Below are 11,537 nucleotides of genomic sequence, written 5' to 3' on the forward strand. Positions count from 1 at the left end.
GCTCAGGGCCAGCAGGAGACGAGCACCGTCATGTCGCGGCCGAGCATCGTCAGGTCCTCGGGCGCGAGTTCCGGCGGGGTGCCCGCTGCCGCGGGCTCGGCGGGCGCGAGCCCGGCCGCGGCCAGCGCGCTGCGGATCGCCTCGGCCCGGATCGCGATGCCGACATCGTCCGGCAGCACCCGCCCGGCGTCGGAGCCGCGCGGCAGGAGCATGCCGATCACCCCGCCGGTGGCGTCGAGGACCGGGCCGCCGGCGTCGCCTGCAAGCGTCGTGACCGAGAGCCGCGCCTTCGTGGCCTCGCCCTGCAGGCCGCTGAGATCGGCGAGCGTGCCGAAGCTCAGCACCGCGTCGTCGAGCGCGCCCTCGTAGGAATAGCCCGCCACCGCGATCTCGGCCCCGACCCGCGCCGGACGGTCGGCAAAGCGCGCATGGGCGCGCGGCGCCAGCGGCTCGCGCGGCTTGAGGACCGCGAGCCCGAGCCCGGCATCGCGCAGCACGGTCTCGGCCGGCTTGTCGCTGCCAAGCGTGACCCGCCCGCATTCGGCCAGAACCTCGTCTGTAGTCGCGACAAGGCCGGTGGCGCTGACGTAGAAGCCCGAGCGCGCGCGGATCGGCTTGCGGACCTCGAGCCCGGCCATCAGGGCGGCATGGTCCTCGGCAAGGCCCGCGCCCGTCGTCTCGTCGAGCGTGGCGCTGCCGAAGGGCCGGAACGAGGCCTTCATCGCCTCGAGCGCCTTCGCCGCTTGCGCGCCATCCTCGGGCTTCCAGGCCAGCGTGAAGCCGCGGATCACCCCGCCGGCAAGGTCGGCCTGGGTGTAGGACTCGACCCTGTCGTTCTTGCCGGTGAGCACGAAGGAGGTTCGGCCAAGCTGGCGCTCGCCGCCGAGGGGCACGACCTCGAGCGTCTGCATCATGTCGTAGAGCCCCGCGAGCGACCGCTCGTCGCCGGGCTGCGAGATCAGGAGCGCGCGAAAGCCCGATCCGTCCTTCTCGCGGTACTGGACGAAGGGCGGCTGGTAGCGGTCGAACTCGACCAGCGCGGCGGGCAGGGTGACTTCGATCCCGGCCTCCTCCTCACGGATCGCCTCGAGCCCGAGGGCGGTGCGCTCGGTCTGGAAGGTCTCGATGAGCGTGGCGCGCTGGGCGGTGGTTAGGATGCCAGTCGGCTGGTAGCCCTGCGCCGACTGCCAGGCGGCCATCGAGTTGCGGGTGCCGGCACCGAAGGCGCCGTCGATCGCGCCGGCATAGACGCCCTCCCACTTGAGCGCCTCCTGGATCAGCTGGCGATCCTCGGGCGCGAGAAGGGATTCGGAATAGCGCGCCTCGGCCGGGCTTTCGTCGGACAGGGCCTCCGGGGTGGCCGCGGAGGGCGCCGTCGGCACGGCGGGCGCGAGGGCCGCCGCACCGGTCGGCCAGAACCGCTCGCGGTAGCGGTTGCTGAAGGCGATGTAGCTGTCACCGGGGATCAGCCGCTCCTGCTTGAGAAGCCGGAGCTGGCGGTCCGCCTCGGCGGCGTCGAACGGCCCGAGCGCGATCGCGTACCAGCCGGTCGGCAGCGCGAAGCCATTGACGTTCGGGAAGACCCCCGAATAGGCGCGGGCGCGTTCCTCGCCCTCCTGCCTGGTCGGCTGCGCCTCGATCTGGACCCAGACGTCCTGCGCCACGGCCGCGACCGACGCCGCGAACCAGATCACCATTCCCACCAGCCAGCCCGCAAGACGCATGCGCTCAACCCCTTCCACGTTTCTTATCGGAACGAATCCGCCCCCGAACCTAGCAGGCTCACCCGCCGCGTCACGCCACAATCGCCCCGGCGCCGATTGACCGCCCCGCGGCTGTTGCCTATTGAGAACGCGTTTTTACGCCCGAGAAGGCCCGACATGACCGCGACCGCCCCCCGTTCCTTCCAGGAAATCATCCTGCGCCTGCAAACCTACTGGGCCGGCAAGGGCTGCGCGGTGCTGCAGCCCTACGACATGGAGGTCGGCGCGGGCACCTTCCATCCGGCCACCACGCTGCGCGCACTCGGCTCGCGCCCCTGGGCCGCGGCCTATGTCCAGCCCTCGCGCCGCCCGACCGACGGGCGCTACGGCGAGAACCCGAACCGTTTGCAGCATTATTACCAGTACCAGGTGCTGATCAAACCCTCGCCCGCGAACCTGCAGGAGCTCTATCTCGGCTCGCTTGCCGCGATCGGGATCGACATGGGCCTGCACGACATACGCTTTGTCGAGGACGACTGGGAAAGCCCCACCCTCGGTGCCTGGGGGCTTGGCTGGGAGGTCTGGTGCGACGGGATGGAGGTCAGCCAGTTCACCTATTTCCAGCAGGTCGGCGGCCACGACTGCAAGCCGGTCTCGGGCGAGTTGACCTACGGGCTCGAACGGCTCGCGATGTATGTCCTTGGCATCGACCATGTGATGGACATGCCGTTCAACGATCCCGCGAGCCCTATCCCGCTGAAATACGGCGACATCTTCCGCCAGACCGAGCAGGAATACTCGCGCTGGAACTTCGACCAGGCCGATACCGAGATGCTGCTCCAGCACTTCAAGGACGCCGAGGCCGAATGCGAGCGCATCCTTGCCGCCGGGGAGACCGACGGTGCCGGGCGCCGCATCGTCATGGCGCATCCCGCCTATGACCAGTGCATCAAGGCTTCGCACCTCTTCAACCTCCTCGACGCGCGCGGCGTGATCTCGGTGACCGAGCGGCAGGCCTATATCGGCCGGGTCCGCGCGCTCGCCAAGAAATGCGCCGATGCCTTCGTCACGACCGAGGCGGGCGGCGCCTCGGAAGGCCGGGCGGCGTGAACGGAAAGATCGTCGCGGGGTTCATCGTGGTCACGGCGCTTCTGGCGGGCATCGCCCTCTACTACATGCAGGAATACGCGTTCTACGCGCCGGTCGAGCCCGCCTCGGCCGCGGCCGAGATCCGGCTGACAGCGCTCTCGGGCGCGGTGGAAGCCCTGCCGACCGACGCCTTCGAGGGGATCGACGCCGAGAGCTCGCCCCTGCGTTTCCGCGCCTGCTTCCACACGCCCCTGTCGCTCGCCATGCTGACCGAGACCTTCGCGGACTACCCCGGCGCCGAGCCGCTGATCGGCCCGCGCCAGTTCCCCTGCTTCGACGCCGAGCGCATCGGCGCCGACCTGAACTCCGGCGCGGCGCTCGCCTTCCTGTCGGAAAAGAACATCCACCCCGGTGTCGACCGCGTCGTCGCGGTCTATGCCGATGGCCGGGCCTATGCCTGGCACGAACTGAACGAAAGCGCGGAGAAGTAAATGGCCGATCTCCTCATCGAACTCTTCTCCGAGGAAATTCCCGCCCGGATGCAGGCGAAGGCCCGGACCGATCTGAAGGCGCTCGTCACCGACGGGCTCGTCGCGGCGGGGCTGACCTACGCGGGGGCGCATGCGCTCTCGACGCCGCGCCGGCTGGTGCTCGCCATCGACGGGCTGACGGCGGAAAGCCGCGCGGTGCGCGAGGAGCGCAAGGGCCCGGCGACCACCGCGCCCGAGCAGGCGGTGCAGGGCTTCCTGCGCTCGACCGGGCTGACGCTGGATCAGCTTGAGGTGCGCGACGCCGGCAAGGGCCAGGCCTATTTCGCGGTGATCGAGAAGCCGGGGCGGAAAGCCGCGGAGATCGTCGCCGAGGTGCTGGAGGCGACGGTCCGCAATTTCCCCTGGCCGAAGTCGATGCGCTGGGGCTCGGGGGCCTTGCGCTGGGTCAGGCCCCTGCACTCGATCCTCTGCCTTCTCTCCGACGAAAGCGGGGCCGAGGTCGTGCCGCTCGACATCGACGGCATCCACTCTGGCAACGCGACGCGCGGCCACCGCTTCCTCGCACCGGAGGCGTTTTCGGTAAACTCCTTCGAGGATTATGCGGCGAAGTTGAAGCGCGCGAAGGTGATGCTCGACCCCGAGGAGCGGGCCGGTCACATCTGGCACGACGCCACCAACGCCGCCTTCGCGGCGGGGCTCGAGGTGGTCGAGGATCGTGGCCTTCTGACCGAGGTTGCGGGGCTCGTCGAATGGCCGGTGGTGCTGATGGGCCGGATCGGCGAGGAGTTCCTCGGCCTGCCGCCCGAGGTGCTGCAGACCTCGATGAAGGAGCACCAGAAGTTCTTCTCCTGCCGCAACCCGAAGACCGGCCGGATCGAGGGCTTCGTCACCGTCGCCAACAACGACCCCGCCGACCACGGGGCGACGATCCTGAAGGGCAACCAGAAGGTGCTCTCGGCCCGTCTCTCGGACGCGAAATTCTTCTGGGAGAACGACTTGCGGACGGTTCGTGATGTGGGGCTCGAAGGCATGGCCGAGGGGCTGGCCCACGTCACCTTCCACAACAAGCTCGGGAGCCAGAAGGACCGCATCGGGCGGATCGAGGCGCTGGCGCGCGAGATCGCACCGCTGGTCGGCGCCAAGCCCGACCTCGCGGCGGAAGCCGCGCGGGTCGCCAAGGCCGACCTGCAATCGGCGATGGTCGGCGAATTCCCCGAACTTCAGGGCACGATGGGCGTCTACTACGCCAAGGCCGCCGGCCTGCCCGAAGCGGTGGCCGATGCCTGCAAGGCGCATTACCAGCCGCTCGGCCCCTCGGACGCGGTGCCGACCGAGCCGGTCTCGGTCGCCGTGGCGCTCGCCGACAAGATCGACACGCTGACCGGCTTCTGGGCGATCGACGAGAAGCCCACCGGGTCGAAGGACCCCTTTGCGCTGAGAAGGGCGGCGCTGGGCGTGATCCGGTTGGTGTTGGGGAATGATGTGCGTGGAGGTGTTGCCTCTATCATTGAGCGTTGGTTTAAAAACGCGCTCCACATGCCTATTTCATATGGCCAAGTTCGACCGGATACTATGGTGTTGAAATCGCGGCCCACCTACCTTGATCGATTCGTCGAAGTTACCGGGTCGGGAGAGACTGACGATGGCGCCTTCTACGAAGACCATCGGGTTCTTTGGGAAGAGTTTGATCTTGTCGTTAAAGACCTCCTCGCCTTCTTCCACGACCGCCTCAAGGTCCATCTGCGCGACGAGGGCATCCGCCACGACGTCATCGACGCCTGCCTCGCCATGCCCGGCAATGACGACCTGACGCTTCTGGTGAAGCGCGCCGAGGCGCTCAGCGAATTCCTCAAGACCGATGACGGCGAAAACCTGATCCAGGGCTTCAAGCGGGCGAACAACATCCTGACGCAGGCCGAGGAGAAGGACGGGGTCGAATACTCGTTCGGCGCCGATCCGAAATTCGCGGAAGACGCGTCCGAACGCACGCTCTTTGCCGCCCTCGACAAGGCCGAGGCTGCCATCGCCCCGGCGATAGAGGCGGAGAACTTCGCCGCCGCGATGTCGGCGATGGCGTCCTTGCGCGCCCCCATCGACGCCTTCTTCGAGGCGGTGCAGGTCAATACCGACAACCAGGTGGTGCGGCGCAACCGGCTGAACCTGCTCTCGCGGATCCGGACGATCTGCCTCAGCGTGGCGGATCTCACAAAGCTGGAAGGGTGAGGCGCGCCCGGTCGATCTTCCGGTGGAAGATCGTCGGCGCCGAACGCCCGGAGCGCAAGCGATGGGCCGGTTGCATGTGGCACTCTCTCCCGGCCCGCCGCCTGCGCGGCGCGCGTTCGCGGCTTCAATCGCTCCACCGGAGCGATCGGTCGGGCCCTGCGGCCCGACCGCCGCTCACCCTTCCGCCGTGAACTGCGCCGCCGCCACCGTCCAGCCCTGCGGTCCCTCGACCAGAACCGCCGAGAGGATCGCGCCGACCCGGCCCGCATCGGAGCCGTCGGCATTGAGAATGCCCGAGAGCACATAGCGCTGCATGAGCTGCGCCACGCCCGGCGCGACCATGCGCAGCTTGGTGCGTCCGGTCACCAGCTTCGCGCGCGCGAACGCGCCGGCCATCTCGCCCGCGAGCGTCTCTTCGACGGCCTTGCGACCCTCGGCCCAGTGGCCGGTCAGCGTGAGGAAATCCGCGTCCTCGGCGAAAAGCGCGGCGATGGCCTTCGCGTCTCGCACCGCCCAGGCATTGGCGAAGGCGCGGACGAAGGTTTCGGGGGCGGACAGCGTCATTGGCTCACCTCGACCACCTTGCCGGGGTTGAGGATGCCGTCGGGGTCCAACGCCCGCTTGATCCGCGCCATGACCTCCCAGGCCGCGCCATGCTCCATCTCCATCAGATCCTTCTTGCCCATGCCGACGCCATGTTCGCCGGTGATCGTGCCGCCGAGCCTCAGCGCCCGTTCCGCCATCCGGTGGGCGAGCGCCTTGGCGGCCTTCAGTTCCGCCGCGTTGTCGCGCTCGATCAGCAGCACGGAATGGAAATTGCCGTCCCCGACATGGCCGATGATCGGCCCGGTCAGGCCGCTCTCGGCGATATCCGCCCGCGTTTCCCGCACCGCCTCGGCGAGACGCGAGATCGGCACGCAGATGTCGGTGACAAGGCCCATCGAACCGGGACGGAAGGCGAGGCAGGCCGGGTAGGCGCCATGCCGCATCTTCCAGAGCCGGTTCCGGTCCTCGGTCGTGGTCGCCCAGTCGAAATGCGCCCCGCCCATCTCTGCAACGATCTCCCCGAACCGTTTCGCGTCCTCGGCGGCAGAGAGCTCGGAGCCATGGAACTCGACCATCAGATGCGGTTTTTCCGGCAGGTCCGTGCCATTCGCGGCGTTGAAGACGGTAGCACCCGTCTCATCCACGAACTCGATCCGGGCCATCGGGATGCCCATCTGGATCGTCGCAATGACGGTCCGGACCGCCGCCTCGAAATCGTCGAAGGCGCAGACGGCGGCCGAGATCGCCTCGGGCTGGCCGTGGAGCTTCAGGGTCAGTTCGGTGATGATGCCGAGCGTGCCCTCGGAGCCGACGAAAAGCCCGGTAAGGTCATAGCCGGCCGAGGATTTACGCGCGCCCGAGCCGGTGCGGATGACGCGGCCATCGGCCAGCACGACCTCGAGCCCCATGACATTGTCGCGCATCGTGCCGTAGCGCACCGAGGTGGTGCCGGAGGCGCGGGTCGCGGCCATGCCGCCGAGCGAGGCATCGGCGCCGGGATCGACCGAGAACATCAACCCGGTCGCGCGCAAATCGGAGTTCAGCGCCTCGCGGGTGAGCCCCGGCTGGACGATCGCCTGCATGTCCTCGGCGCGGATCGCGAGGACCCGGTTCATGCGGCTCATGTCGAGGCTGACCCCGCCCCGGACCGCGAGCGCGTGGCCCTCGAGCGAGGTGCCGGTGCCCCAGGCGGTGACCGGGCAGCCGAGCCTCGCACAGGTGGATATGATACGGGAGACCTCCGCGCTCGTCTCCGGGTAAGCCACCGCGTCGGGCGGCGTTTCGGGAAACCAGGTTTCGCTCCGGCCATGAGCTTCGCGTTCGGGCTTGGACCGCGCGAGGCGATCTCCTAAGAAGGAAGCAAGTTCGGCAAGTGCTGTGTCGTGGGGCATCTGGACCTCGGGACGGGCGCCGGGACCCTAGGCCAAGCGGGCGGGCCGGGGAAGCCCTGACGGGGACGGCTCGCGGAAAAGTGCCGGGTGGAAGACGATACTCCGAACTGGATCGGCCGCCAGGCCGCCGCGATCCGCGCCGAAGCGGCACGGGGGCTCGCGGTGATGCGGACGAAGGGGCCGAGCCAGGTCCAGTTCTGGTTCATCGCGCTGGCGATCGGGATCGCGGCCGGCACCGCCGCGCTCTTCTTCCGCAAGGGGATCGGCTGGCTCCAGACCTTCCTTTACGGCAGCGATGACATTCGCCTCGCCTCGGTCGCGGGGGAGCTGCCGTGGTGGTGGGTGCTGACGGTGCCGATCCTCGGCGGGCTCGTGGTCGGGCTGATCCTCGACCGGTTCACGCCGGACGGGCGGGTAAGGGCGGTTGCCGACGTCATCGAGGGCGCGGCGCTGAAGGAGGGGCGGGTCGAGCAGCGCGCGGGGCTCGCCTCGGCGGCGGCCTCGCTGATCACGCTCGGCTCGGGCGGCTCGTCGGGGCGCGAGGGGCCGGTCGTGCACCTCGCGGCCGTGATCTCGACCTGGGTTTCGGACCGGATCGGCGCCAACGGCATCACCGGGCGCGACCTTCTGGGCTGCGCGGTGGCGGCCGCCGTCTCGGCGAGCTTCAACGCGCCAATCGCCGGGGCGATCTTTGCGCTCGAAGTGGTTCTTCGGCACTTCGCCGTCCATGCCTTCGCGCCGATCGCCATCGCCTCGGTCGCGGGCACGGTGATCAACCGGCTGGAATTCGGCGGCGTCACCGAGTTCATGCTGCCGGAGGAGGGCGGGCTCGCCTTCTATGTCGAACTGCCGGCGTTCCTGCTCCTCGGCCTCGTGTCGGGGCTGGTGGCGGCGGTGCTCATGCGCTCGGTGATCTTCGCCGAGGACATCGGCAACCGGGTGCAGACTGCGACCGGGCTCCCGCGCTACCTGCGGCCGATGCTGGCGGGCGCGGTCCTCGGCGCCATCGCGATCCCGTTTCCCCACATCATCGGGGTCGGCTACGAGACGACGGCGGCGGCGCTCACCGGACAGATCGGCCTTTCGACCGCGATCATCTTCGCCATCGTCAAGGTCATCGCGGTGGCGGTAACGATGGGCGGGCGGATGGGCGGCGGCATGTTCTCGCCCGCACTCGTCGTGGGCGCGTTGACCGGGCTCGCCTTCGGCCTGATCGCGACCGGCGTCCTGCCGGACGTGTCGGGGGCGGAGACGGTCTACGCGCTCGCCGGCACCGGCGCGGTGGCGGCGGCGGTGCTGGGGGCGCCGATCTCGACCACGCTGATCGTCTTCGAGCTGACCGGCGACTGGCAGACCGGGCTCGCGGTGATGACGGCGGTATCGCTGTCGACCGCGCTCGCCTCGCGGCTCGTTGCCCGGTCCTTCTTCCTGACCCAGCTCGAACGGCGCGGCGTGCATCTCGCGGCCGGTCCGCAAGCCTATCTCGCCGAGACGATCCGGCTCGCGACGATCCTGCGCCCGGTGGATCATGCCCGCGCGGCCCCGGAGGCGGCCTGCAGGGACCTGATCGGGCAGGGCGTCGTCCTTGGGGCGACGCAGACACTCGAGACGGCGTTGCGGCTCTTCGAGAAGACCGGGGCGGATTTCGTGCCGATCACGAAGCCGGATCCCGAGACCGGCGAGCCTGTGCTGCTCGGCGCGGTCTTTCAGACTGACGCGCTCAGGTCCTATGCGGCCGCGCTTGCCGACACCGCGGCCGAGGAGCACAGCTGATCGGGTGAACCCGAATTTTCTGCGAAAGTTCGTTGATTTTTCGCAGAAAAATCGTGGTCAGAGCCGCTCGACCGTGACCTTGTCGGGGGCAAAGGCGAGATGGCCGGCGATCGCCTCCATCCCGGCGGCCGGGGTTTCGTAGCTCCACGCCGCGTCGGCGATGGGGCCGCTCTTGGCGGCAATCGTGTAGTGGCTCGCCGTGCCTAGGACGGGGGAGGCCGTCTGTTTTTCGCTGCGGTCGAGGAAGGCCATGGCGATATCGTCGCGCGGAAAGTAGATCACGGGCGCGCCGCCGGGACCGCTGAGTTCGAGCGCGCGGGCGCTCTCGCCGATAACCGCCCCGGCGGCTCGAACGACCCAGGTGCCCTCCGCCATGTAGATCCGCATCTGGTCTGTCATCTCATACCTCCATCTGGCCCGATCGGGGCCCAATTCTCGCCGAACAGTCCTTCAGGAATATGTCAGACCGGTTTCGTCGCCGTCGCGAGCCAGTCGCGCGCGGGCGCCGAGACTCGCGGACCGATCCGGGCCGCGACCTCCGCGTGGTAGGCATTGATCCACGCCCGTTCGGCCCCGGTCAAGGCCTGGGCGTCGATCAGGCGCAGATCTATCGGCACGAAGGTCAAGGTGCGGAACGTGAGCATCTTGCGATGGGCGTCGCCACCCGGCAGGGGCGGCGCCTCCTCAACCAGGATCAGGTTCTCGATCCGGATGCCGAAGGCGCCCTCGCGGTAGTAACCGGGTTCGTTCGAGAGGATCATGCCGGGCTCAAGCGGTACCTCGCCGGTTCGCGACAGGCGCTGCGGCCCCTCGTGGACCGAGAGATAGGCGCCCACGCCGTGGCCGGTACCGTGGTCGAAGTCATGACCGGCGAGCCAGAGGTTGTAGCGCGCGATGGAATCGAGATGGGCACCGGCCACGCCCTTCGGCCAGCGCAGGCGGGAGATCGCGATCATGCCCTGCAGCACGCGGGTGAAGGCGGCCCTGGCCTCGGGGTCCACCGGTCCCACCGAGACGGTGCGGGTGATGTCGGTCGTGCCGTCGAGATACTGGCCTCCGGAATCGATCACCACGATCTCGCCCGGCTTCAGCGGCCGGTTGGTCTCCTCCGTCACCCGGTAGTGCATGATCGCGCCGTTGGGGCCCGCGCCGCAGATCGTCTCGAAGCTGATCTCCTTCAGCGCGTTCGTCGCTCGGCGGAATCCTTCGAGCGCCCGGACCACGTCGATCTCGGTCAGCCCGCCCTGCGGCACCTCGGCGTCGAGCCAGGCGAGGAACTCGACCATCGCCGCGCCGTCCCTGAGATGCGCCTCCTCCATCCCGGCGATCTCGGCGGCGTTTTTCTTTGCCTTGGGCAGCAGGCAGGGATCGGCGCCCCAGGCGATCTCGATACCCGCGGTCTCGAGTTCCAGCGCCACCTGCAGGGGGGCGGTGGCGCGGTCGAGGCGGACCGGCCCGGTGAGGGTGCGCAGGGCCGGGGCGAGGGCTGCGGGCGGGCGCAGCGTGACGTCGGGGCCGAGATGGGCGCGGACCGCGTCGGAGAGCTTCTCGGGCGCGATGAAAAGCGTGAGCCGGCCGGTCGCGTGGAGGATAGCGAAGGCCTGCACGACCGGGTTCCGCTCGATGTCGGAGCCGCGGATGTTGAGAAGCCAGGAGATCGAATCCGGCAGCGTCAGCACCGCGGATTCCTGCCCCGCCGAGGCCAGTTCGGCGCCAAGCCGGATGCGCTTGGCCTCGGCCGTCTCGCCGGCATGGTCGAGGGGCTGGATCGCCACCGGCCCGAGCGGCGGCGCGGGGCGGTCGGCCCAGATCAGGTCGACGAAGTTGCGCTCTGGGCAGAGCGCAATGCCGCTGCCCTTGAGTGCGGCCTCGATCTCGTCGATCTCCTTTTTCGTGTGCAGCCAGGGGTCGAAGCCGATGCGGCCGCCGTCGGGAAGCTGGTCCTTGAGCCAGGCGCCCGGTTTCACCTCGGGCCAGGGAACCGGGGTGAAGGCCCCGGTATCGACCTGCGATTTCACCTGCGTCCGGTAGCGGCCGTCTATGAAAACCCCGGCGATTTTCCGCAGCGCGATGCAGAATCCGGCCGAGCCGGTGAAGCCGGTGAGCCAGGCGAGACGGGCGTCGGCGGGGGCGACGTATTCGCCCTGGTGGGCATCCGCGCGCGGCACGATGTAGCCGTCGAGACCGGCCTCGTCGATCACCGTGCGGAGGGCGGCAAGGCGGGGCGGGCCCTGTTCCGGGCGGGCGGTGGACTTGAAGCTCTGGAACATGGGCATTCTCCCCCCGCGCCGTCCGACAGGGGCGGCATGCGTCTGATTTGC

Annotated in this window: 9 protein-coding genes; 4 read left to right on the top strand and 5 right to left on the bottom strand. The window is 69.0% G+C overall.

Annotation, left to right across the window (positions count from 1 at the left end):
- Positions 1 to 2 precede the first annotated feature (2 nt).
- The gene (locus tag OEZ60_RS06750) at positions 3 to 1,724 is read right to left on the bottom strand and encodes a serine protease (protein ID WP_263334445.1); all 1,722 of its coding nucleotides are present in this window, start codon (positions 1,722 to 1,724) and stop codon (positions 3 to 5) included.
- Positions 1,725 to 1,880: 156 nt separating this feature from the next.
- On the opposite strand from OEZ60_RS06750, the gene OEZ60_RS06755 reads away from it, so the two are divergent.
- Genes OEZ60_RS06755 through glyS form a run of 3 tightly spaced genes read left to right on the top strand, consistent with a single transcriptional unit; the run spans position 1,881 to position 5,506 of the window.
- The gene (locus OEZ60_RS06755) at positions 1,881 to 2,813 is read left to right on the top strand and encodes a glycine--tRNA ligase subunit alpha (RefSeq protein ID WP_263334447.1); all 933 of its coding nucleotides are present in this window, start codon (positions 1,881 to 1,883) and stop codon (positions 2,811 to 2,813) included.
- A complete protein-coding gene (locus tag OEZ60_RS06760; RefSeq protein ID WP_263334449.1) occupies positions 2,810 to 3,283 on the top strand; it encodes a DUF6446 family protein in 474 nt (157 codons plus the stop codon). The genes OEZ60_RS06755 and OEZ60_RS06760 overlap by 4 nt, the downstream gene beginning before the upstream one ends.
- Positions 3,284 to 5,506, top strand: coding sequence for a glycine--tRNA ligase subunit beta (gene glyS, locus OEZ60_RS06765; protein WP_263334452.1), 2,223 nt, complete (start codon positions 3,284 to 3,286; stop codon positions 5,504 to 5,506).
- Between the two features lie 174 nt (positions 5,507 to 5,680).
- Here the strand turns inward: glyS and OEZ60_RS06770 are convergent, their stop codons facing one another.
- Positions 5,681 to 6,070: an SgcJ/EcaC family oxidoreductase gene (locus tag OEZ60_RS06770; RefSeq protein WP_263334453.1), complete on the bottom strand. Its 390-nt coding sequence runs from the start codon at positions 6,068 to 6,070 to the stop codon at positions 5,681 to 5,683.
- Complete coding sequence (locus OEZ60_RS06775; protein ID WP_263334455.1) at positions 6,067 to 7,443, bottom strand: FAD-binding oxidoreductase; 1,377 nt, start codon at positions 7,441 to 7,443, stop codon at positions 6,067 to 6,069. The genes OEZ60_RS06770 and OEZ60_RS06775 overlap by 4 nt, the downstream gene beginning before the upstream one ends.
- A 165-nt stretch (positions 7,444 to 7,608) precedes the next feature.
- Between OEZ60_RS06775 and OEZ60_RS06780 the strand changes: the two genes are divergently transcribed.
- Positions 7,609 to 9,216 carry a chloride channel protein gene (locus OEZ60_RS06780; RefSeq protein WP_263334635.1) on the top strand — a complete coding sequence of 536 codons (1,608 nt, stop codon included), beginning with the start codon at positions 7,609 to 7,611 and terminating at the stop codon, positions 9,214 to 9,216.
- A 57-nt stretch (positions 9,217 to 9,273) separates the two neighbouring features.
- Here the strand turns inward: OEZ60_RS06780 and OEZ60_RS06785 are convergent, their stop codons facing one another.
- Both OEZ60_RS06785 and OEZ60_RS06790 read right to left on the bottom strand, forming a co-directional pair.
- The gene (locus OEZ60_RS06785) at positions 9,274 to 9,615 is read right to left on the bottom strand and encodes a DUF427 domain-containing protein (protein ID WP_263334457.1); all 342 of its coding nucleotides are present in this window, start codon (positions 9,613 to 9,615) and stop codon (positions 9,274 to 9,276) included.
- A gap of 62 nt (positions 9,616 to 9,677) precedes the next feature.
- Positions 9,678 to 11,486: an aminopeptidase P family protein gene (locus tag OEZ60_RS06790; RefSeq protein ID WP_263334458.1), complete on the bottom strand. Its 1,809-nt coding sequence runs from the start codon at positions 11,484 to 11,486 to the stop codon at positions 9,678 to 9,680.
- Positions 11,487 to 11,537 lie beyond the last annotated feature (51 nt).

The sequence above is a fragment of the Albidovulum salinarum genome, assembly GCF_025673475.1.
Classification (GTDB): Bacteria; Pseudomonadota; Alphaproteobacteria; order Rhodobacterales; family Rhodobacteraceae; genus Albidovulum; species Albidovulum salinarum.

Bases quoted from the DNA above. Each gene is read 5' to 3' on its own strand.
- OEZ60_RS06790 (WP_263334458.1), bottom strand. From the start codon at position 11,486: ATGTTCCAGAGCTTCAAGTCCACCGCCCGCCCGGAACAGGGCCCGCCC.
- OEZ60_RS06770 (WP_263334453.1), bottom strand. From the start codon at position 6,070: ATGACGCTGTCCGCCCCCGAAACCTTCGTCCGCGCCTTCGCCAATGCC.
- OEZ60_RS06785 (WP_263334457.1), bottom strand. From the start codon at position 9,615: ATGACAGACCAGATGCGGATCTACATGGCGGAGGGCACCTGGGTCGTT.
- OEZ60_RS06755 (WP_263334447.1), top strand. From the start codon at position 1,881: ATGACCGCGACCGCCCCCCGTTCCTTCCAGGAAATCATCCTGCGCCTG.
- OEZ60_RS06775 (WP_263334455.1), bottom strand. From the start codon at position 7,443: ATGCCCCACGACACAGCACTTGCCGAACTTGCTTCCTTCTTAGGAGAT.
- OEZ60_RS06750 (WP_263334445.1), bottom strand. From the start codon at position 1,724: ATGCGTCTTGCGGGCTGGCTGGTGGGAATGGTGATCTGGTTCGCGGCG.
- glyS (WP_263334452.1), top strand. From the start codon at position 3,284: ATGGCCGATCTCCTCATCGAACTCTTCTCCGAGGAAATTCCCGCCCGG.
- OEZ60_RS06780 (WP_263334635.1), top strand. From the start codon at position 7,609: ATGCGGACGAAGGGGCCGAGCCAGGTCCAGTTCTGGTTCATCGCGCTG.